General features: G+C 67.9%; 16 protein-coding genes. 4 read left to right on the forward strand and 12 right to left on the reverse strand.

Annotated elements, in window-relative coordinates; translation table 11 throughout:
- Positions 1–37: 37 nt before the first annotated feature.
- Positions 38–1720 (reverse strand): flavin monoamine oxidase family protein, encoded by a 1683-nt coding sequence (locus N0B71_RS20430; protein WP_259754558.1) that lies wholly within the window; start codon positions 1718–1720, stop codon positions 38–40.
- Between the two features lie 223 nt (positions 1721–1943).
- On the opposite strand from N0B71_RS20430, the gene N0B71_RS20435 reads away from it, so the two are divergent.
- Positions 1944–2372, forward strand: coding sequence for an Lrp/AsnC family transcriptional regulator (locus N0B71_RS20435; RefSeq protein ID WP_088417584.1), 429 nt, complete (start codon positions 1944–1946; stop codon positions 2370–2372).
- A 235-nt stretch (positions 2373–2607) separates the two neighbouring features.
- On the opposite strand, the gene lysA is transcribed toward N0B71_RS20435, so the two are convergent.
- The 6 genes from lysA to N0B71_RS20465 all read right to left on the reverse strand — a co-directional run bounded on the left by lysA (position 2608) and on the right by N0B71_RS20465 (position 12585).
- Positions 2608–3852 carry a diaminopimelate decarboxylase gene (gene lysA / locus N0B71_RS20440; RefSeq protein WP_259754559.1) on the reverse strand — a complete coding sequence of 415 codons (1245 nt, stop codon included), beginning with the start codon at positions 3850–3852 and terminating at the stop codon, positions 2608–2610.
- Positions 3853–3931: 79 nt separating this feature from the next.
- Entirely contained in the window at positions 3932–4867 is a 936-nt protein-coding gene (locus tag N0B71_RS20445) for a LysR family transcriptional regulator (protein WP_259754561.1), read from the reverse strand.
- A 647-nt stretch (positions 4868–5514) separates the two neighbouring features.
- Positions 5515–8601, reverse strand: coding sequence for an error-prone DNA polymerase (locus N0B71_RS20450; RefSeq protein ID WP_259754563.1), 3087 nt, complete (start codon positions 8599–8601; stop codon positions 5515–5517).
- Complete coding sequence (locus N0B71_RS20455) at positions 8598–10007, reverse strand: Y-family DNA polymerase (protein ID WP_259754565.1); 1410 nt, start codon at positions 10005–10007, stop codon at positions 8598–8600. Before N0B71_RS20455 ends, N0B71_RS20450 begins: the two co-directional genes overlap by 4 nt.
- Before the next feature lie 7 nt (positions 10008–10014).
- Positions 10015–10629 carry a translesion DNA synthesis-associated protein ImuA gene (gene imuA, locus N0B71_RS20460; RefSeq protein ID WP_259754567.1) on the reverse strand — a complete coding sequence of 205 codons (615 nt, stop codon included), beginning with the start codon at positions 10627–10629 and terminating at the stop codon, positions 10015–10017.
- Between the two features lie 753 nt (positions 10630–11382).
- On the reverse strand, positions 11383–12585 hold the full coding sequence (locus N0B71_RS20465) for an NAD(P)/FAD-dependent oxidoreductase (RefSeq protein ID WP_259754568.1): 1203 nt from the start codon (positions 12583–12585) through the stop codon (positions 11383–11385).
- 321 nt (positions 12586–12906) lie between these two features.
- Here N0B71_RS20465 and N0B71_RS20470 point away from each other — a divergent pair, with 321 nt between their 5' ends.
- On the forward strand, positions 12907–13422 hold the full coding sequence (locus N0B71_RS20470; protein ID WP_259754570.1) for an RrF2 family transcriptional regulator: 516 nt from the start codon (positions 12907–12909) through the stop codon (positions 13420–13422).
- Here the strand turns inward: N0B71_RS20470 and N0B71_RS20475 are convergent.
- Positions 13419–14039 carry a cell wall hydrolase gene (locus N0B71_RS20475; protein ID WP_259754571.1) on the reverse strand — a complete coding sequence of 207 codons (621 nt, stop codon included), beginning with the start codon at positions 14037–14039 and terminating at the stop codon, positions 13419–13421. The genes N0B71_RS20470 and N0B71_RS20475 overlap by 4 nt on opposite strands.
- Before the next feature lie 200 nt (positions 14040–14239).
- Positions 14240–15034 (reverse strand): alpha/beta fold hydrolase, encoded by a 795-nt coding sequence (locus tag N0B71_RS20480; RefSeq protein ID WP_259754572.1) that lies wholly within the window; start codon positions 15032–15034, stop codon positions 14240–14242.
- A gap of 396 nt (positions 15035–15430) precedes the next feature.
- Here N0B71_RS20480 and N0B71_RS20485 point away from each other — a divergent pair, with 396 nt between their 5' ends.
- Positions 15431–16135, forward strand: coding sequence for an MgtC/SapB family protein (locus tag N0B71_RS20485; protein WP_259754573.1), 705 nt, complete (start codon positions 15431–15433; stop codon positions 16133–16135).
- Between the two features lie 373 nt (positions 16136–16508).
- Here the strand turns inward: N0B71_RS20485 and N0B71_RS20490 are convergent, their stop codons facing one another.
- From N0B71_RS20490 to N0B71_RS20500, 3 genes are all read right to left on the reverse strand, one after another.
- Positions 16509–17594 carry an MBL fold metallo-hydrolase gene (locus tag N0B71_RS20490; protein ID WP_442964623.1) on the reverse strand — a complete coding sequence of 362 codons (1086 nt, stop codon included), beginning with the start codon at positions 17592–17594 and terminating at the stop codon, positions 16509–16511.
- A 353-nt stretch (positions 17595–17947) separates the two neighbouring features.
- On the reverse strand, positions 17948–19078 hold the full coding sequence (ampC, locus tag N0B71_RS20495) for a class C beta-lactamase (protein WP_259754574.1): 1131 nt from the start codon (positions 19076–19078) through the stop codon (positions 17948–17950).
- A 93-nt stretch (positions 19079–19171) separates the two neighbouring features.
- A complete protein-coding gene (locus tag N0B71_RS20500) occupies positions 19172–19612 on the reverse strand; it encodes a hypothetical protein (RefSeq protein ID WP_259754575.1) in 441 nt (146 codons plus the stop codon).
- Between the two features lie 202 nt (positions 19613–19814).
- On the opposite strand from N0B71_RS20500, the gene N0B71_RS20505 reads away from it, so the two are divergent.
- Complete coding sequence (locus N0B71_RS20505) at positions 19815–20861, forward strand: RNA methyltransferase (RefSeq protein WP_259754576.1); 1047 nt, start codon at positions 19815–19817, stop codon at positions 20859–20861.
- The last annotated feature ends 78 nt before the right edge of the window (positions 20862–20939 follow it).

A 20939-nucleotide genomic window follows, 5' to 3' on the forward strand; every position in this document is an offset into this window, starting at 1 on the left:
GACCCCGTGCGAGCGGCTGTTCAACCAGTGGGCTGCATCAGTCCGGCAGGACCATCGGGCCCAGCTCGGCGAAATGGTCGCCGGGGCCGGGGTTTTCCGGATGGGTGGCGCCGCCGAAGTGCTTCATGATGCCCCACACGGCGTTGAGCGAGGTCTGCACCGCGCCCTCCACCCAGGCCGGGGTCCAGGACACATCGTCGCCGGCGATGAAGATACCGCGCTGCTCGGCGGGCATGTCGTCCTGCATGAAGTGCGCGTACATGCGCTGGTTGTAGCGGTAGTGGCCCGGCAGCGCGCCCTTGAAGGCGCCGAGGAAGTGCGGGTCGGCCTCCCAGGACACGGTGATCGGGTTGCCGATGATGTGGCTGGCGATATCGACGTTCGGGTAGACCTTCTTCAGTGCGTCCAGGGCCAGCTGCACGCGCTTCTCCACCGGGTGCGGGAGCATCTTCATGGCGTCGCTCATCCAGGAGTAGGACAGGCAGATCACGCCCGGCTTGTCGTCGCCGTTGTCGAACAGGTAGGTGCCGCGGGTCAGGCGGTCGGTGAGGGTCATGCTCATCACGTCGCGGCCGGTCTGCGGGTCCTTGTCCTTCCAGAACGGCCGGTCGACCATCACGAAGGTCTTCGAGGACTGCATGTAGCGGGTGCGGTCCAGGGCCATCCACATCTTCTGCGAGAACAGCGCTTCCTCGCACTCGATCTGCGTGGTCAGCAGCCAGGTCTGGCAGGTTGCCAGGACGGCGGCGTAGTGGCGGGTATCGCCCCAGTAGTCGGTGACGGCGAAGGTGCCGTCGGCGGCGCGGGCGATCTTCTTCACTCCCGGACGCGGCGCGCCGTTGTGCAGCGAGGCCAGCGAGGTGCCGGCCGGCCAGTGCGCGCAGCTTTCCGGCACGTGGCTCCAGATGCCGCGCGGCACCTGCTCTACGCCACCCACGACCAGGTGCTGGTGGTCGTCGCAGTTGGTCATCACCACGCGGAAGATTTCCAGCATGGAGTTGGGGAAGTCCGAGTCCCAGCCGCCGGTGCCGAAGCCGACCTGGCCGAAGATCTCGCGGTGGCGGTAGGACAGGCGCGAAAAGGCCTTGGAACTGGCGACGAAGTCGTAGAAGGTGCGGTCGTCCCACTTGGGCACGAGTTCGTCCCACAGGGCCTTGAGCTTGGCCGTGTCGCGCTCGCGGATGGCGTCCTGGATCTCGGAGAAGCGCGCACCGTCCTCCAGCGCGTCGGCCCAGGCCTGGGCGACTTCGCGGAAGATTTCCGGCAGGTCGTCGATCTTCTCGGCGTAGTGGCTGGTGCCTTCCAGGTCCACCACGGTGCTGCCCGAGGCCGGGGTCAGCGGGTTGGGGAAGGGCTTGGTCTGCAGGCCGAGCTTGTCGACGTAGTGGTAGAAGGCGGTGCTGGACACCGGGAAGCGCATGCCGCCCAGCTCGGCGATGATCCCGTCGGCGCCTTCGAAGGTCTCCGAACGCAGGCGGCCGCCCATCTTCGACGCCTCGTAGACCACGGGCTTGAGGCCCAGCTTCATCAGCTCGTAAGCCGCCACCAGGCCGGAGATGCCGGCGCCGACGATGGCCACTTCCTGGCCGTGCTGCTCGGCAGGAATGCTGCCCAGGCCGGCGGGGTGCTCGATCCAGTCGTCGAAGGCGAAGGGGAAATCCGGGCCGAAGATGGTGACCGGTTTCTTGCCGGGGGTATGGGGGTGGCGGTTCTTGTGCATCGGAGGCGTCCTTCTTGTTCGGAGTGCCGGCTTGTATCACCAGCTTGGCAAGGCTTTCGCGGCCCGCAGCGGCCAGTCGATGGGTGGCGCGCGGGCAAAGAAATGGCGAGCTGTGAAGGCTCGCCGTGGCGCCCACTATTGCAAAGGTCGTCGTTGAAATGAACCTGACAATCTGCAAGATTGGCGAGAGCTTTCAGGCAGATTGACCAATACGATGAGCAATATGACGAAAAACGCCGACGCGGCGCTGTTGAACCTGCTGCGCGCCAACGCCCGCGAGTCGATCTCCGAGCTGGCGCGCAAGCTCGGCGTATCGCGCTCCACGGTGCAGAGCCGCATCGAGCGGCTGGAGCAGCAGGGCATCATCAGCGGTTATTCGATCAAGGTGTCGGACAGCTACGCGCAGTCGCTGGTGCGCGCCCACGTGCTGGTGACGGCGCTGCCCAAACTGTCGCACCAGGTGGTCCAGGCGCTGGAGAAGATCGCCGAGGTGAAGACGTTGCATTCGGTGAGCGGCAACTTCGACATGATCGTGATCGTCGAGGCGCTGTCGATCCGCGACCTGGACGCGGTGCTGGACCGCATCGGCGCGCTGGACGGGGTGGAGCGGACGATGTCGTCGATCATTCTGTCGACGCGCATCGATCGGTGAGGAGCGGGAGTTCCCTGCCAAGGGCGGGCTTTGCCCGCCTCACGTGCAGGGCACTGACTCAGTGTAGGAGCGGGCCACGCCCGCGATCCGCCGGCAGGGCCGGCGTTTGCGGGGTTCGCGAGCAAGCTCGCTCCTACGAAGAGCACTCCGAGGCCGGGGTGAAACTGTAGGAGCGAGCTTGCTCGCGAACCGCCCAGCGCCGATGCCGCCCGCAGGAGCAGGCGACCGGCTGGAATCAGCCCAGGTCCTCTTCCAGCGCCAGCAGCTCCTGCACGCGCTGGCGGCGACGGATCAGCTTCGCGTCAGCGCCGTCGAGCAGCACTTCGGCAATCAGCGGGCGGCTGTTGTAGTTCGACGACATGGACGCCCCGTACGCCCCGGTGTCGTGGATCAGCAGCAGGTCGCCGACCTGGGCGCGCGGCAGGGCGCGAGGGATGACCACGCCGCCATCGCCCTGGGTGAACACATCGCCGGACTCGCACAGCGGGCCTGCCACCACGGTGTCGATCACCTCGCGGCTGGCCACGTCGCCGGCCAGCACACTGATGCCGTGGTAGCTGCCGTACATGGACGGGCGCATCAGCTCGTTGAAGCCGGCGTCCACCAGCACGAAGTGGTTGCGGCCGGCGTCCTTGGTGGCGCGTACTTCGCTGAGCAGGCAGCCGGACTGGGCGACCAGGTAGCGGCCCGGCTCGATTTCCAGGTGCAGCGAGTGACCGACTACCGCTTCGGCGGCCTTGCGCGCCTTGTCCCACAGCTGGAAGTAATGCGCGGTGTCGACTTCCGGATCGCCGGCGCGGTAGGGGATGGACAGGCCGCCGCCAGCGGAGATGCCGGACAGGTCGTGGCCGGCGTCCTTCACCTGCTGCACCAGGCCGAGCATGGCTTCGCCGACCTGGGCCAGGTGGCCGTAGTCCACGCCCGAGCCGATGTGCATGTGCAGGCCGACCAGGCGCAGGCCGCGCTCGCGGATCACGTCCAGGGCGGCGCGCAGGTCGCTGTGCCAGATGCCGTGCTTGGAGTGCTCGCCGCCGGTGTTGGTCTTGTTGCTGTGGCCGTGGCCGAAACCGGGGTTGATGCGCAGCCACACCGGGTGGCCGGGGGCGACTTCGCCCAGCTGGCGGAGCATGTCGATGGACCCGGCGTTCACCGGGATGCCGTGCTCGACCACGGTTTCCAGGGTGGCGCGGTCCAGCAGGTCGGCGGTGAAGACGATCTCGGATTCATCCTCGCGGCACGAGTAGCCGGCGGCCAGGGCGCGCAGCAGTTCGCCCTGGGACACCGCATCGACCTTCACCCCCTGCTCGCGCATCAGGCGCAGGATGTGCAGGTTGGAGCAGGCCTTCTGGGCGAAGCGGATGATGTCGAAGCTCTTCAGGCGCTCGATCTGGCCGCGGATGGTGGCCGCGTCGTAGATCCACAGCGGGGTGCCGAATTGCAGGGCGAGCTGTTCGGCGCGGGGCAGGGCGAGGAAGGACATGAATGGGCTCCGAAGGTAGATGGCGCTAGTCTACCGGCCATTTGTGGAGCTGAATAATGCCGCTTGTTATCGAGTCAATTCAATTTTGATATAGGGTGCAGCCCACACCGGCCTCACGCAGACGCTGCACCAGCACGCCGGCCTCTGCCTGGAGCGCCGCGACGAAGCGCTCGCGCAGCGGCGTGGCCGGGCGGTACAGCGGTTTTGCCACGCTGACCTGGAACGGCAGCGAGAACGCCAGCGGGCGCAGCTGGATGCCCTGGCCCTGGAACATCAGCGCGGTGATCGGGTTGACCACGGCCAGACCCAGGCCGGCGCGGACCATGCTGCACACCGAGACGGCGCTGTGGGTTTCCACCTGCATTTGCCGCTGTACGCCGGCGCCGAGGAACACGGCGTCGATCAGGTGCCGGTAGCGGTCGCTGGTGGCCAGGCTGACGAAGGGCAGGCCGGCGAAGTCCGCCGCCGCCAGGCGTTCACGGGCCAGCAGCGGGTGGCCGTCCGGGAGGATGCACACCTCGTCCACCGCCAGCAGCGGCTGCAACTCGGTGCCGCGCGGGGCGTCGTCGTTCTCGATCAGGCCGATGTCGTGGTGCTGGGCGCTTAGCGCCTCTTCCAAATGTGGCGACTCCAGCGCCGCCACTTCCAGGCTGATGGCCGGGTTTTCCCGGCTGAAGCGCTTGCAGGCTTCCGGCAGCAGCGCCTGGGACAGCGCCGGCAGGCAGCCGATGGAAAACTTGCCCTCGGCGAACTGCCCCAGGCTGCCGGCAAAGGCGACGATGCGGTCCAGCCCGGTGAAAGAGCGCTCCACCTCCTCGAACAGCATCAGCGCCCGCGCCGTGGGCGCCAGCCGCCCGCGCTCGCGCAGGAACAGCTCGAAGCCCACCAGCTGCTCCAGCCTGGCCAGCTCGCGGCTGACGGTGGGCTGGCTGGTGTGCAGGAACGCCGCGGCGCGGGTGACGCTGCCGGTGGTCATGACCGCGCGGAAGACTTCGATGTGGCGGAGGGTGATCATGCTCGGTCCGATGCTGGAGTGCGGGTCATTGTGGCGTTGTTGGGGGGAGGGCACCAGTGGGGGCTGACCGCACGTTGCTGGACGGATTGTGTGCGTATCGAGGTCTGGCGCGGTCTGTCGGTGCGGACTTTGTCCGCTGTTCGCGGGCATGGCCCGCTCCTACACGTGCAGTTTCCGGTCGGCCTGTAGGGGCTGGCCATGCCTGCGACTGCCCTGGGTTCGAGCATCAGGAGGACGGCGCGTAGGGCGAATAACGCTTCAAGTGTTTTCCGCCGCAAGGGCGATCAACCCCCGGCGCGTTCGCACCAGCTCAGTCATGTAGGGCGCATAACGCCTGGGGCGTTATCCGCCGTTTTGGCTGAAGGCTCTTTGTAGGATGGGTGGAGCGCAGCGATACCCATGCGGTTGGTGCAGGGAATTGATGGGTATCGCTGCGCTCCACGCCATCCTACGAAGCAGTATTCCTGCTGTACCCGTAGGGCGCATAACCCGTTCCGGGTTATGCGCCCTACGTTGTCCCGTATTTTGCCGGCAAGATCGACGTCAGATGTTCGCGAGCAAGCTCGCTCCTACGAAGAGCGAGCGGTACAAACCGGACCTGTAGGAGCGAGCTTGCTCGCGAACCGCTGGGGGCGGCAAAGGGCACATCAGCGGAAATCCCGACTCCGCACATCCAGCCCCTCCAGCAGTCCGCTCAGGTCCGTCAGCCGTCCGGCGATCACGTGGCGCACGCCGTCCTTGGCTTCCAGGGTGCCGTCCACCTGCATCAGGCGGGCGCTGAGGAAGGGGCGGCGCTGGTGTTCGGCGAGGTCGCGCCAGACGATCACGTTGATCATGCCGAACTCGTCTTCCAGGGTGACGAAGGTGACGCCGCTGGCCGTGCCGGGGCGCTGGCGGCCGACCACCAGGCCGGCGACGCGCACCGGGCGGTCGGCTTCCAGCTTCAGCAGGTCGCGCGAGCTACGGCAGCGGCGGGCCTTGAGGGCGCCGCGCAGCAGGGTCAGGGGATGCGGGCCGAGGGTGGTGCCGAGGGTCGCGTAGTCGGTGAACAGGTCCTCGCCGCGGCTGGGCAGCGGCAGGCTGACCGGCGCTTCCTCGGTGACCTGGCCGGCGAACAGCGGCAGCTGCGGCTCGACCCCGGCAATCGCCCAGCGCGCCTTGTGCCGGTGGCCGGCGAGGCCGCGCAGGGCGCCGGCGTCGGCCAGTTGCTCGCGGGCGCGTGCATCGAGATGGGCGCGCAGGCAGAGATCGGCGACGTCGGCGAAGACGCGTTGCTCGCGCGCCTGGGCCACGGCATGGGCGACGTCCTCACGCAGCCCGCGCACCATGCGCAGGCCGAGGCGGATCGCCGGCTGGCGGTCAGGGATCGGTTCCAAGGTGCAGTCCCAGTGGCTGTGGCGCACGTCCACCGGGCGGATCTCCAGGCCATGGCGGCGGGCGTCCTGCAGCAACTGGTCGGGGCTGTAGAAACCCATGGGCCAGCTGTTGATCAGGGCGCAGGTGAAGGCGGCCGGTTCGTGGCACTTCAGCCAGCAGCTGGCGTAGGTGAGCAGAGCGAAGCTGGCGGCGTGGGATTCAGGGAAACCGTAGCTGCCGAAGCCCTTGATCTGCTCGAAGATGCGCGCGATGTATTCCTGCGGATAGCCTTTGGCCGACATACGCTCGAACAGCTTCTCACGATGAGGTTCCAAGCCTCCGTGGCGCTTCCAGGCCGCCATGGAGCGGCGCAGATGGTCGGCTTCGCCGGGCGTGTAGTCGGCAGCTTTGATTGCCAGTTGCATGACTTGTTCTTGAAACAGCGGAACGCCCAGCGTCCGTTCGAATATCGAAATCACTTCCTCATGCGGATAAACGACTGGTTCCTGCTTATTCCGCCGCCGCAGATAGGGATGCACCATGTCGCCCTGGATCGGACCGGGGCGGACGATGGCGACCTGGATGACCAGGTCGTAGAACTCCTTGGGCCGCAACCGCGGCAGCATCGCCATCTGCGCGCGGGATTCGATCTGGAACACGCCCACGGTGTCGGCGCGGCTGATCATGTCATAGGTCTTGGTGCAGCCCTGCGGAAGGGTGGCAAGAGTCCATTGCTTGCCGCGATAGTCGTCGATCAGGTCGAAGCAGCGGCGCAGGGCGCTGAGCATGCCGAGGGCGAGCACGTCGACCTTGAGCAGGCCGACGGCGTCGAGGTCGTCCTTGTCCCACTGGATCAGGGTGCGCTCGGGCATCGCCGCGTTCTCCACCGGCACCAGGGTTTCCAGCGGCTGCTGGGAAATGACGAAGCCGCCGGGGTGCTGCGACAGGTGGCGGGGGAAGCCGACCAGTTGCCCGGTGAGGGTCAGCACGCGGCGCAGGATCGGGCTTTCCGGATCGAAACCGGCCTCCAGCAGGCGCTCGGGCGGCGGCGCCTCGCGGCTCCAGGCGCCGCAGCAGTCGGCCAGCGCGCCGACCTGGTCCGGCGGCAGGCCCAGCGCCTTGGCCACGTCGCGCACCGCGCCGGCGCCGCGGTAGGTACTGGCCACGGCGGTGAGCGCGGCGCGGCTGCGGCCATAACGGCGGAACACGTACTGGATGACCTCCTCACGACGGTCGTGCTCGAAGTCGACGTCGATGTCCGGCGGCTCGTTGCGCTCGCGGGAGATGAAGCGTTCGAACAGCAGGTTGGCCGTGGACGGATCCAGCTCGGTGATGCCCAGGGCGAAGCAGACGATCGAGTTGGCCGCCGAGCCGCGCCCCTGGCAGAGGATGCTGCGGCTGCGGGCGAAGGCAACGATGTCGTGGACGGTGAGGAAGTAGCTGTCGTACTTCAGCTCGGCGATCAGCGCCAGTTCGTATTCCACCTGCGCGCGGGCTTTCTCGGTCTCGCCATCTGGCCAGCGCCGTTTAATACCTTCCTCGGTCTTCTCGCGTAGCCAGGTGGTCGGCGTATGCCCTTCGGGCACCAGCTCGCGCGGGTACTGGTACTTGAGGTCGCCCAGATCGAAGGTACAGCGCCCGGCGATCTTCAGCGTTTCCGCCAGCAGCTCGGCGGGGTAGATCGACGCCAGCGCCTCCCACGGTCGCAGATGGCGCTCGCCATTGGGGTAGAGGTACTGCCCGGCCTCGTGCACCGGCAGGTGCTGGCGGATGGCGGTCATGCAGTCCTGCAGGGCGCGGCGGCCGCGGCTGTGCATGTGCACGTCGCCGCAGGCCACCGCGGGGATACCCAGACGCGCGGCCTGTTCCTGCAAGCGGTGCAGCTTGCCGGCGTCGTCCGGGCCCTTGTGCAGTTCGACGCCCAGCCACAGGCGCTCGGGGAACAGCCCGCGCAGCCAGAGGCCGTCGTCGTCCTGGCTGCCCCGTGGCAGCCAGATCGCCAGCAGGTGCTCGAGGTTGCCGTCGAAGTCCGTGCGCACCAGGCGGTAGCTGCCTTTCTCGGCGCGGCGCCGGGCGTGGGTGAGCAGGCGGCAGAGGTTCTCGTAGCCGGCCAGGTTTTCCGCCAGCAGCACCAGTTTCGGGCCTTGCTCGATGCTCAGTTCGCTGCCGGTGATCAGCGGGATTTCCGTCTCCTTCGAGGCCTGCCAGGCGCGAACGATGCCGGCCAGGCTGCATTCGTCGGTGATCGCCAGCGCCCAGTAGCCGAGCTTTTTCGCCCGCTCGAACAGCTCGGCGGCACTGGAGGCGCCGCGCTGGAAGCTGAAGTTGGACAGGCAGTGCAGTTCGGCATAGCCGATGCCTTCGGCCGGCGCGTTCATGCGAACCAGCCGTGCAGCAGCAGGGGGCCGTCGTCGCCCACCGGGCGGAACGCCCAGGCGCGCTGGCCGCTGCGGGTGCGCACCTGGTAGTAGTCGCGTCGGATGTCCTCGCCGTCCCACCAGCCGGACTCGATGCGCTCGGGGCCGGCCAGCAGGGTCGGGGCGAATTCGCGCAGCGGTTGGGGCTCGGCCAGCAGCCAGCCGGGGCGCGGGGCTTCGGTGACGGGCAGCAGCGGGGCGGAAGTGCTTTGCCAGGCGCGCTCCGGGCGATGGTCGGCGCGGCCACCGAGGTTGTGCACGGCGTCGTCGCCCAGCCGCGCGCGCAGGCGTTCGCGCAGCTGTTCCCAGGGCTGCGACTGCTGCGGGCGGTCGTCGAACAGCTCGCGGTGCTGCGGCACGAAGGGCGGCAGGTCATCGGCCAGCAACCGCACGCTGTGCACCGGCGCGCGCAGTTGCAGTTGCTCCAGGCGGCCACGGGTCAGCTCGAAGAGCATCGCCGCCTCGCGCTCGGCGCTGAGCAGGCCGACCGGCATCGGCGTGTCGCTGCCTTCGTGGTGTTCCAGATAGAGGACGAACCGCTGCACGCCGCTGTCGCGCCCGGCGAGAAAGGCGGCGAGGTCGGCGGTCAGGCGGCGCAGGGGGAACAGCAGCGCCTGGGTGGATTCTACGTCGAAATTCAGCTCGATGCGCGACTCGAAGGTATCCGGCGGCCGGTAGAACTCCAGGGCCAGCGGGCGCTGCCCGAGCAGGGTATCGACCTGCCGCAATACCTGCGCCGGGAAGCGCCGGGCCAGGCTCTCGCGGGGCAGAGCGAGCAATTGCTGCAGGCTGCGCAGGCCCATGCGGCCCAGCGAGGTGGCCGCGTCGCGCTCCAGGCCCAGGCGCTCCAGCGGCATCCTGCCCAGGTACTGGCGCAGTTGCTCATGGTCATGGATCGCCAGGCCATCGTGGCCGTTGGCGAGAATGCGCGCGGCGGCCGGGTTGGGCGCGGCGGTGATGCGGTGGCGGAAGCCCAGCCCGTTCAACTCCTCACGCAGGCGCGCCTCGAAACGCGGCCAGGGACCGAACAGTTGCAGGCTGGACTGCACCTCCAGCAGCAGCGCACGCGGGTAGTGCTGGCTGACCTGCGAGCTGAAGCCATAGGCCCAGGCGGCCAGCAGGTTCTGCCAGCGCTGCACCTCGCGCAGGTCGTACTCGGCGGTGGCGAAGTCGCGGCTCAAGGCCTGGGCGGCGGTGAGCGACTGGCCAGGCTTGAGCCCCAGCGCCCGCGCGGCCGGGTTCACCGCTTGCAGCACGCGGCGCTGGGTCGGCCCGGCGAGCAGCGCCAGGGCGGCGTCCGGATCGGCGCGGCCGCGCAGCACGCCGTCCATCGCCAGCTGTGGCAGGAGAATGCAGGCCCAGAGCATGCCGACCTCAGTGCCAGGGCAGTGGGATGGGCCGCGCCGGCGCCAGGCCGCCGCGGCACTTGAGCACGCGCAGCTGCGCCGGGTTGGCGTCCAGCGCCAGGCGCAGCGCGGCGGGTGACGGGTTGAGCGCTTCACGCTGCGAGCGGTAGGCGATGGCCAGCGTCTGCCCGGTTTCGGCGGCCACCTGCAGGCGGCGCAGGGAGCGGTCGTCGGCCTGCTGCGGCCAGCACAGCACGGCGCCGCAGCTACCCGAGCGCAGGCACTGCTCGGCGGCCCAGAGCGCATCGCCCCCCTGGGCTCGCACGATGGCGAGCTGCTCCAGCGCAACGCCAGCGGCCTGCCAGGCGGCCGGGTAGGGAATGTGCGGCGGTGCGACCAGCACGATGCGCTCGCCCGCCGCGCTGAGCCGCGCGAGCGTCGGCCAGACCAGTTGCAGTTCGCCGGTGCCTTCGGCGGCCAGGAGGATTTCGCTCAGCGCGGCTTCCGGCCAGCCGCCGGTCGGAAGGGCGGCGTCCAGCGTGGCATGGCCGGTGGGCTGCTGGCTCGGCGGCAGGCCTTGCGGCTGGCCCTTCCAGACCTGGCGCTGGTGGAACAGGGTGTCGAGCGCGACCACGCTGCCCATCACGACCTCCCGCCCGCCGCGCGGCGACGGTCATGCACCCGGCGCGAGGGCCGGGGAAGGGAGATGGGATGGCGGGACATGGGATTGCTCGAAATAACTGTATGGATATACAGTTTATCCGGTGGCGTGGAGCCGTCAATGGCGCTTGGTCTGACGACCGTCGGGCTCACTGTCGGAGCGGGCCATGCCCGCGAACGCCGGCGAGGGCGGCGTATCGGGCAGGTTCGCGAGCAAGCTCGCTCCTACAATGTGGCGTGGGCTCGGTATTTCCAGGTGGGATCGGAATACGCCGCGATGGATGCCGCGGACAAGGGCCAGGCGCTCCCGTCTCTCCTACGGGAGCAACCGCCATGCTCTCGTTCTTGATCGTTGCTCTTGTCCTTGGGATTTCCAGAGAAATATCCGCACGGGACCCTCGGTGTGCGCGGCGGTTTCTCTGGACGTATTCAGGAGCCAAACTCAAAGCCAAGGCCGAGTTGACGGCTCACTGTAGGAGCGGGCCATGCCCGCGAACCGCCGGCGAGGGCGGCGTTTCGGGCAGGTTCGCGAGCAAGCTCGCTCCTACAATGTGGCGGGGAGCTCGGTATTTCCGGGTGGGATCGGAATACGCCGACATGGCTGGCGCGGGCGTGGCCCGCTCCTACATGCCTGTTGTAGGAGCGAGCTTGCTCGCGAATCCGCCCAGCTCGGGGAGCCCGTGAAAATATCAGCCACACCCGCCATCGCGTGCGACGCCGGGCATGGCTCGATGTATCACGCCACGACTGGAATCATCGGGTCAGCCGCCGCCAGCGCGGTGGCGCGGTCGGCCGCCGGTGGGTAGATCCACACGGTGTTGATCTCCGTCTTGATCTTCTTGCCTTCCTCCCGCAGGAAGCGCACCTGGCGATCCCAGCCTTCGGTGTACAGCGCGCCCCAGGCGCCCAGGTCCAGGCAGGTCACGTACTTGGGCTGGCTGTAGGGGATCGGCGCCACGCCGAGCAGGTCGGCGGCGGCGTTGTTGCCGGCCGAGCGGCCCAGGGAGATGGCGTGCTGGCAGGTCATCAGCGCGTGGTTGCCGGCCTCGTCCACGGCGGCATAGGCGACGTCACCGGTGGCGTACACCGCGTCCTGGCCGATCACCTGGAGGTTGCGGTCCACGTGCAGGCGGCCCTGGCGGTCGCGCTCGCCGGCCACCTGTTCGGTCAGCGCGCTGGCGCGCACGCCGGCGGTCCAGATCACCGTTTTCGCCTCGATGCGCTCGCCGCTGGAAAGGGTCACGCCGTTTTCATCGATGGCTTCCACCGAGGCCTTCAGGCGCCATTCCACGCCCACTTCGGCCGAGGCTTCTTCGACCACGGACTGCGAGGTGGCGCCCAGCGCGCTGCCGATCTCGGCGCCGCGATCGACCACGATCACCCGCACCTCGGCCTGCGCGCCCAGCACGTCGCGCAGGCGGGCCGGCATCTCGGTGGCCGTCTCGATGCCGGTGAAGCCGCCGCCGGCGACGATCACGGTGTTGCGCGCGGCCGATTCCGGCATCTGTTGCAGCGAACGCAGATGGGTTTCCAGGCGTACGGCCTGGTCGATGTCGTCCACGTCGAAGGCGTGTTCGATGCCCGGCAGGGCGGGGCGGGCGACCTTGCTGCCGCTGGCCAGGATCAGGCGATCGAAGCCCAGGGTGGCGGTCTCGCCGCGGGCGTTGCGGTAATCCAGCTGGCGGCCATCGACGTCGATCTGCTCGGCGCTGCCCTGGATGAAGGTCACGCCCACGGCGCCGAACAGCTCGCCCAGCGGTGCGGCCATCCGGTGCACGTCGGGTTCGTAGAAGCGCGGGCGGATGCGCAGCTCGGCCTGGGGCGCGAGCACCGCGACCTCGATGTCGTCACGCTGGTGCAGGTCGAGCAGGCGCGCCGCGCTCAGGGCGCTCCACATGCCCGCGAAGCCGCTGCCGACGATCAGGATGCGTTGTTTCATGGTGGTCTCCGACGAAAAGTGTGAATCCAGGGTGGGGTTCCCGAGTGCCTGACATCGGAGCGGTTCGCTTCCCGGCTCGTCTCGAGTAACTACGACTATATTAGTCGTAGTTATGTGGCGCAACCGATTTTTCTCGCAAACTCCGACTGCTCGTCGCCGTCGCCTGAGCAAAGGTCCCTGACGCCTATCGATTTGGAAAACGCGCAGATGCCCTGAGCTTCACGGTTGGCGGGTGACAGCCCGTCTGACGGCATGCTTTAGTGCTTATCGGACGCCCGCCGTGGCGCGATAATAGTGCGACTTATCTAGTCGGAGTTTTTGATGGCTTTATACAGTGCGGGCGTGGAGTATGGGATTCACTGCCTGCTCTTCCTGACGGACGAGAAAGGCGACAGCCGCGACTCCAGCGTGCGTGCGCTGGCCGAGTTGCAGGGCGTGCCGCAGGAGCTGCTGGCGAAGGTGTTCACCAAGCTGGCGAAGGCCGGATTGGTGGCGGCCACCGAAGGCGTGCGGGGCGGCTTCCGCCTGGCGCGGCCGGCGGACGAGATCAGCGTGCTGGACATCGTCAGGGCCATCGATGGCGACAAGCTGATCTTCGAATGCCGCGACATCCGTGGCCGCTGCGCCGTGTTCGAAGGCTCGCCGCCGGAATGGGCGACGTGCGGCACCTGCTCGGTCCACGCGGTCATGCTGACCGCGCAGAAGCGCATGGAAGAGGCGCTGGCGCAACACACCGTGCTCGACCTGGCGCGCCGCGTCGGGCGCAAGGCGCCGCCGGAATTCGGCGAAGCCCTGGTGCGCTGGATGGACTCCCAGCGCGACGGCTCCGCCAGCTAGCGCGCATCGCCGCCGCGCGGCTTGTAGAAGACGAACTCGTCGGTCTCGGCCGTGCGGATATAGGTCTTCGCCCAACCGGGCGAGGCGTGGCGGTCGTGGAAGTACATGGCGCCGCGGGTGCGGTCGGTCAGCTGTTGGTTCAGCGCGCGACGGGCGATTTCCTTGGCGAGGTCATAGCGGTTCTTTTCTTCCACCTGGTCGGAGCGCCCATCGCACCACCAGGAGAACTGGCAGTGCTTCTGCGCCTGGCCCTGCTTGACCACACCGCACACGGTGTCGGGGAAGCCGTTGTGGCCGGTGCGGTTGAGCACCACATTGGCCACCGCTTCCATGTCCGCCTTGCCGCCGCCCTTGGCTTCCCAGTAGATGGTCCGGGACAGGCAGGTGAGGGCGTCGTCCAGCGGAGCCTTGCCGGCCGGGTCCAGCGCCTTGACTTCGGCTTTGCTGATGGGCGCCGGGCTGGTCACCGCCGTGGCCGGATGGGCGACCTGCTGCTCCAGCGCTTCGGCCTTGGTCACCGCGGCCTGGGCTTTCTCGTCGGAAGAGGAGCCGAGGCTGGCAGCGAGGGAGGCGGGTGTCCACACGATGAGCAACAACAGCGGAACAAGGCGGCACATGTTCGAACCTACCTGCGCACAAAGAAGCATCCGGCCGTTGCGCGGGTTCCCCGTGGAGTCATCGCAACGGCGCCCTTGAGGCCCACTCCCGTCACCGAGTGTCGGGAGGCGACTGCGCCTGTTGTCAGTGACCGTGCCGCGCGCCCTTTGATTCAACTTTCCAGCCAGACGGCAACCCCGCAGCCGGCGAATGACGAGGCCTAGGGCAGATGGTGCTGGAGGAACTCGGTCACCGCCTGGAGCACCGCCGGCTGTTGCTCGCGGTGCGGGACGTGGCCGCAATCGGGCAGCAGGCGCAGCTGGCTGGGGACGCCGGGCACAGCGGTGAGGCGCTCGGGGTGCGCCGCCGAGCCGTACTCGTCCTGCTCGCCATGCAGGCTGAGGATCGGGCAGCGTACCTGCGCCAATTCGGCATCCAGGTTCCAGTCGCTGAAGTCGTCCGACAACCAGGTATCGACCCACGCGCGCAGCACCCAGAAGGCCTTGTCGTCGTGGTACTTCCGCAGGCGCTCCAATTGACCCTCGCGGGCGAACTCCAATTCCGCCGCGCGGATGCCGTCGCGGGTCCGGTGCTCGACGAATGCCTGCGCGGACTCGGTGATCAGCACCGCGCAGGCCTGCCCATGCTGCGCCGCGCAGGCCACGGCCATGGCGCCGCCGACGCTGTGGCCGAACACCACGCAGCGCTCGAAGCCGAAGTGCTGTCGCAGCAGGGGGAAGAAGCGCCGCGCCTCGTCGTCGATGAAATCCAGCGGCAGGGCGCCGGGGTAGCGCTCGGAGCGGCCGAAGCCCAGGCGGTCGTAGGCGATCACCTGGCGGCCGGTGGCGTGCGCCAGGTGCTCCGGGAAATCGCGCCACAAGGTCACGCAGCCCAGCGAGTCATGCAGCAGCAGGATCGGCTCGCCGTGCGCGCCGGCAGGTGTCCAGTCCTGGGCGAACAGCTGGCCCTGGTCGCTGCCGATCCAGTGTTCTCGGGTGCTGATGGCAGACGGCATGCGGCTCTCCAGTGCGAGGTGACGGGCGGGTCATGGTAGGGCCGATGGTGTCCTAAGAAAACCTTAAGCCAGCCGGGGGATGATGACGACTCGCGGCCGGAGCTGTCCCGGGCAGTGCTCACACCGGGTCCGGTCGCTTTTTTTGAATCTGAAGAGGAGTCCTGCCTTGGACACTTGCCCTGGTCGATTGCGACAGGTCTGAACAGCGAGCCGTCCGGCAGAACCCTGCCCCTGTCTCGCTGCGTTGCGGACAGTGGCGAGACGCATCCTTGCGGATGACGTTTCACCTTTCCCCTGCGGGGCCACCCGGCCCTTCGCTCCCTCGCAATCCATCCCCCGAATGCGCGCCGCCCGGCCGGCGCATGGAGCGGCCAAGCGCCGCGAACGAGGTGGAACATGGATTGGAAAATCTTCCTGCTGCGGGTCGCCGCGGCACTCCTGCTGGGCGCCCTGATCGGCGCCGAACGCCAACTGCGCCAGCGCCTCACCGGCCTGCGCACCAACGCGCTGGTCAGCACCGGCGCCTGCCTGTTCGTGCTGATGACGCAGGCCATGCCGGGGCTCTCGGCGGATGCCCCGCGCATCGCCGCCTACGTGGTCTCGGGGATCGGCTTCCTGGGTGGCGGCGTGATCATGCGCGACGGCCTGAACGTGCGCGGCCTGAACACCGCCGCCACGCTCTGGTGCACGGCCGCCATCGGTGTGCTGTGCAGCATGGGGCTGCTGCTGGAGGCCGCGCTGGGCAGTGTGGTGGTGCTCTGCGCCAACATCCTGCTGCGCGACATCGCCCAGCGCATCAATCACCAGGACGTGGTGCCGGCCAGCGAGGCGGAGCAGCGTTATGGCGTCGCCATCGTTTGCCGCGCCGAGGATGAAATCCAGGTACGTAGCCTGATGTTGCACAGCCTTGACAGCAGCGAGCTGCGCCTGCAATCGCTGCACAGCGAAGACCAGGCCAACCCGGCGAAACTGGAGGTGCGCGCCGAACTGCTCGGTGGCCACGGCGCTGCCGGGCAACTGGAGCGCATGGTCAGCCGCATCAGCCTGGAGAAGGGTGTCAGCTCGGTGCGCTGGCAGCTGTTCGAGCTGGCCAGCGATTGAAACCGAGTTGCGCCAATGGGCTTTTCGTAGGAGCGAGCTTGCTCGCGAACCCTTGGCTCTGGAGCTGAGCTGTTCGCGAGCAAGCTCGCTCCTACACTGACGGTTTCGTGATGCAATCTCGCGTAGTAGTGACTGTCTTCTCTCTGGCAAGTTTGTGCCGACGTTCTCCCCCTCACCCCAGCCCTCTCCCAGAGGGAGAGGGAGCAGATTGTGCCGGCTGACGCTGCAGTTTCATCCTGCACCGAAGGGTCTCTCCCCCTCTGAGCGGGGCGCGCAGCCAGGGTTGGGGTGGGCCCGAGCGCTGGGGTATCACTGTAGGAGCGGACTCTGTCCGCGATGGCCTCCGTCCGCTTTGAGTTGGCCTCTTGCGGACTCAGCTCTCGCGGGCGGTGCGACAGCCACAACGCGGCGCCGGTGCGCGTGCTTCCTCGGCGACCACGCCGCGCCACCAGCGCTCGCCCGGGTGCGGCGCCTGGATATCGATGCGCTCGCCCATCATCGGCGTGGTAACGCTGAGCCCGCGCTCGGCGGCGATGGCCAGCACGCGCTCGAACGGCTCGTACCAGGCATGCATGGCCAGGTCGAAGGTGCCGTTGTGAATCGGCAGCAGCCAGCGGCCGTTGAGGTCCTGGTGCGCCTGCACGGTCTGTTGCGGGTGCATGTGCACGTAGGGCCAGTGTTCGTTGTAGGCACCGGTTTCCATCAGCGTCAGGTCGAAGTGGCCGAAGCGCCGGCCAATCTCGGCGAAACCGTCGAAGTAGCCGGTGTCGCCGCTGAAGAAGAGGCGCAGGCTATCGTCCTCGATCACCCAGGAGCACCACAGGGTGCGGTTGCCGTCGCGCACGCCGCGGCCGGAGAAATGCTGCGCCGGCGTGGCAGTCAGGCACAGGCCGTCCACCGTGGTGCTCTGCCACCAGTCCAGCTGGCGGATCTTCTCCGCCGGCACGCCCCAGTCGAGCAGGCGGTCGCCCACGCCCAGCGGGGTGAGGAAAACGTCCGCGCGCTCGGCAAGCACGGCGATAGTGGCGCGGTCGAGGTGGTCGTAATGGTCATGGGAGAGGATCACGCCGCGGATCGGCGGCAGGTCATGCAGGGCGATCGGCGGCGCGTGGAAGCGCTTGGGGCCGGCGAAGGAAAACGGCGAGGCGCGTTCGGAGAACACCGGGTCGGTCAGCCACCAGCCGCCGCGCAGCTTGAGCAACAGGGTGGAATGGCCGAGTCGGTACAGACTGCGGTCGGGGGCCCGTTGCAGCTCGTCAGCGCTCAGCGCGCGCACCGGCACCGGGGCACGTGGCACCGTATTGCGCGGCTTGTTGAACAGCAGGTCCCAGAGCACCCCGGCGCCTGGCTCCGGCATGTCGGCGGGGCGCGCCTTGAGGTTGCGGAATCGGCCGGCGATGTACTGCGGGGAATGGCTGTAGTCGTCGATGGGCGCGCGTTGCAGTGGGAGGCGGGGCAAGGCACTGATCCTCGGGTGGCGGAATGCGTCAGGGGACCACGCTACAGGTTCGCCCGCCAGCGGGCATTACCGGCATTTTGATTCAGAACATCACCGATATCGATGGAAGCGACCGGTGGACGCGGACTGTGTCCGCGGATCGCGGGCGTGGCCCGCTCCTACACGGGGCACGGAGGTTCGCCTGTAGGAGCGAGCCACGCTCGCGACCAGCCCTGCGCCGGACCTACCCATGAGCGTAGGAGCGGACTCCGTCCGCGATGGCTTCCCGCGGCTTCGGTGTCTGTGGCGGGCGCGGACTGTGTCCGCGGATCGCGGGCATGGCCCGCTCCTACAGGAAGATGATGCGCAAACGCTCAGTCGAGCTTCGAGAGGATGTCCCAGGCCAGCTTGACCCGTACCTCGTTGGGGTAGTTGCGGTTGGCGAGGATGACGATGCCGCGCTGCTTCGACGGGATGAAGGCCACGTACGTGCCAAAGCCGCCGGTGGCGCCGGTCTTGTTCACCCAGACCGCCTGCTGCGGCGGCAGTGGCTTGCGCAGCGCCGTCACCGGCTGGGTGTCCAGCATGCTGCTGCCGTTGTACTGCTGCAGCTCCGCCAGCGTGGGCGGATAGGCGTACTGCTCCCAGACCAGGTCCTGGGTCATCGGGCCGACCTGGTAGTACCCGGTGCGGGTGGCATCCACGGCTGCCCGCAGCTTGTCACCGAGCGCGACCTCGCCCAGCTGGATCTGCACGAAGCGCAGCAGGTCGCGGCTGCTGGACTTCACCCCATAGGCTTCGTCGGCGATCTGGTCGGGGTTGACCCGCACCGGAGCGTCGTTCTTGTCGTAGCCCTGGGCGTAGATGGCCTGACGCGTCACAGGCACGTCGATGTGGGTATTGCTCAGCCCCAACGGGGCGAAGACGTTGCGCTGCATGGCCGTCTTGAACGGTACGTCGAGCGCGCCCGCGGTGGCGATGCCGAGCAGGGCGATGCTCGGGTTGGCATAGCTGCGCTGGCTGCCGGCGGGGTACTGCGGCTGCCAGCCCTTGTAGTAGTCAGTGAGTTGCTGCGGGGTTTTCACCTCCTCGGGCAGTTGCAGCCCGAAGCCGCCAGCGGTGTGGGTAGCGAGCTGGATCAGCGTCACCTTGTCCAGGGCGCTGCCGCGCAGTTCCTTGAGGTAGCGTGTCGGGCTGTCCTGCAGCTTGAGCTTGCCGACGGCCTGGGCGAAGCCGGCGAGGGTAGCGGTAAAGGTCTTGCTGACCGAGCCGATCTCGAACAGCGTGTCGCTGCTGACCGGTTGCCGGGTCTGCTTCGATGCCACGCCGAAGTTGTAGAAACGCTGCTCGCCGCGGTCGGTCACGCCGATGGCGAGGCCGGCGATGCCGTTGTCACGCATCACCTGCTGGGCGAGCGTGTTCACCTTGGCGTCGAAGTCCGGCGGGGCGGCCTGGGCGAGGCTGGCGAACAGAAGCGGGAAGAGGAGTGGGGCGATCCGGTGCATGACGACGTCCTGGCAGTGCGATGGGCAGACCCTAGCATTGCCGCCGCATTCGCTCCAGCCGAAGGCGGGGCATTGCGCCCCGCCCGCAGGGCATCAACGGATGTTGTTGATATTGCCCTTGTTGCCGGTCACCTTGACGTCGACCTTCTTGAAGAAGAAGTAGTCCTGAACGGACACTTCATAGCGCGGCGCGACGATCAGGTCGGAGCCGGAGCTTTTCACGGCCTTGTAGGCTGCAGCAGCCTTGACCGACGACACCGGATCGAATGCAGCCAGGCTCATGCCCGAGCCACTTTCGGCGCCATAGGTCACGCCGTCGGCGAACTGGCTGTCGCCTCCGAACTTGATGAAGCCGAACAGGATGTTGACCTGCGACTGGCCGCTGATGGGGCCGCCGACGGCGACGTCGGCCTTCAGGTCTGTCTTCACCGCGCCCGCTACCGGGGCGATGGGCTGACTGACGTTGTAGCTGGTGCAACCGCTGGCCAGTACGGTCGCTGAAACCAGTGCGGCGGCGCTCAGGAACTTCTTCATGCTTACTCCTTGTGTGCAATGTCCCGCACTTCCTGGTGAGGCGGGGCGGCGGCACTGTAGGGCGCAGGCTCGGGCGACTGAATAAGAAACATCTCAAAAATACCGCTGGGGCGGCTCTGGAATGAGCCTCTGCGCGTGTCGCTCGGGTACGCGACCGACAGCGCTACGCCCGGACCTGCGCTGGTGGTAGGATTCGCGCCCCATGCACATCCATGATCTCGACCAACGCCTCGCCGACCTTGGCGCGCTGCCCCTGCACCGCGCGCGGATGCTGCGTGCCTGGCTGCAGGGCAAGCCGCTGGATGCCGGCACCAGGCGCCAGGCCACCGAGGACTTCCTGCCGCTGAGCGTGCGCCAGGGCGTCGGGCCGCTCGCCGCCGAGCTGGATGCGCTGGCGACTCTCCATTCCCGCCATCCGGCGGGCGACGACTCCGAGCGTCTGCTGGTGCGCCTGGCCGACGGGCAGATGGTGGAGAGCGTGCTGCTACCGCGCGGTGGCGTGTGCGTCTCCACCCAGGTCGGCTGCGCGGTGGGTTGCCGCTTCTGCATGACCGGCAAGAGCGGCCTGCTGCGCCAGCTCTCCACCACCGAGATCGTCGCCCAACTGGTGCTGGCGCGGCGGGTGCGGCCGGTGAAGAAGGTGGTGTTCATGGGCATGGGCGAGCCGGCGCACAACCTCGACAACGTGCTCGAGGCCATCGACCGCCTCGGCACCGACGGCGGCATCGGCCACAAGAACCTGGTGTTCTCCACCGTGGGCGACCCGCGCGTCTTCGAACGCCTGCCGCAGCAGCGGATCAAGCCGGCCCTGGCGCTGTCGCTGCACACCAGCAACGCCGCGCTGCGCGAGCACCTGTTGCCGCGCGCGCCGAAGCTTTCGCCCGAAGAACTGGTGGAGCAGGGCGAAGCCTATGCGCGCGCCACGGACTACCCCATCCAGTACCAGTGGACGCTGCTCAAGGGCATCAATGACAGCCAGGAAGAACTCGACGGGATCCTGCGCCTGCTCAAGGGCAAGTTCGGCGTGCTCAACCTGATTCCCTTCAACGCGCTGGAGGGCGACCACTACCAGCGGCCGGATGGCGAGCGCATCGTCGAGATCGTCCGCTACCTGCACAGCCGGGGTGTGCTGACCAAGGTGCGCAACAGCGCCGGGCAGGAGGTCGAGGGCGGCTGCGGCCAGCTGCGGGCGCGGGCGACCGGGCTGATCGCCACGTCCGGTCGGCGGATTTCTCGTCCGGGCGAGTAATTCCCGCGTGCCTTTGCTGTTCGAGATCTTGCACGGGGCGAGCACCGGTTGTTAGCCTTCCCCATCTGAAAAAACCAG

This window comes from Pseudomonas sp. GCEP-101, assembly GCF_025133575.1.
Lineage (GTDB): Bacteria > Pseudomonadota > Gammaproteobacteria > Pseudomonadales > Pseudomonadaceae > Pseudomonas > Pseudomonas nitroreducens_B.

Bases quoted from the DNA above. Each gene is read 5' to 3' on its own strand.
- N0B71_RS20430 (WP_259754558.1), bottom strand. From the start codon at position 1,720: ATGCACAAGAACCGCCACCCCCATACCCCCGGCAAGAAACCGGTCACC.
- N0B71_RS20435 (WP_088417584.1), top strand. From the start codon at position 1,944: ATGACGAAAAACGCCGACGCGGCGCTGTTGAACCTGCTGCGCGCCAAC.
- lysA (WP_259754559.1), bottom strand. From the start codon at position 3,852: ATGTCCTTCCTCGCCCTGCCCCGCGCCGAACAGCTCGCCCTGCAATTC.
- N0B71_RS20445 (WP_259754561.1), bottom strand. From the start codon at position 4,867: ATGATCACCCTCCGCCACATCGAAGTCTTCCGCGCGGTCATGACCACC.
- N0B71_RS20450 (WP_259754563.1), bottom strand. From the start codon at position 8,601: ATGAACGCGCCGGCCGAAGGCATCGGCTATGCCGAACTGCACTGCCTG.
- N0B71_RS20455 (WP_259754565.1), bottom strand. From the start codon at position 10,007: ATGCTCTGGGCCTGCATTCTCCTGCCACAGCTGGCGATGGACGGCGTG.
- imuA (WP_259754567.1), bottom strand. From the start codon at position 10,629: ATGGGCAGCGTGGTCGCGCTCGACACCCTGTTCCACCAGCGCCAGGTC.
- N0B71_RS20465 (WP_259754568.1), bottom strand. From the start codon at position 12,585: ATGAAACAACGCATCCTGATCGTCGGCAGCGGCTTCGCGGGCATGTGG.
- N0B71_RS20470 (WP_259754570.1), top strand. From the start codon at position 12,907: ATGGCTTTATACAGTGCGGGCGTGGAGTATGGGATTCACTGCCTGCTC.
- N0B71_RS20475 (WP_259754571.1), bottom strand. From the start codon at position 14,039: ATGTGCCGCCTTGTTCCGCTGTTGTTGCTCATCGTGTGGACACCCGCC.
- N0B71_RS20480 (WP_259754572.1), bottom strand. From the start codon at position 15,034: ATGCCGTCTGCCATCAGCACCCGAGAACACTGGATCGGCAGCGACCAG.
- N0B71_RS20485 (WP_259754573.1), top strand. From the start codon at position 15,431: ATGGATTGGAAAATCTTCCTGCTGCGGGTCGCCGCGGCACTCCTGCTG.
- ampC (WP_259754574.1), bottom strand. From the start codon at position 19,078: ATGCACCGGATCGCCCCACTCCTCTTCCCGCTTCTGTTCGCCAGCCTC.
- N0B71_RS20500 (WP_259754575.1), bottom strand. From the start codon at position 19,612: ATGAAGAAGTTCCTGAGCGCCGCCGCACTGGTTTCAGCGACCGTACTG.
- N0B71_RS20505 (WP_259754576.1), top strand. From the start codon at position 19,815: ATGCACATCCATGATCTCGACCAACGCCTCGCCGACCTTGGCGCGCTG.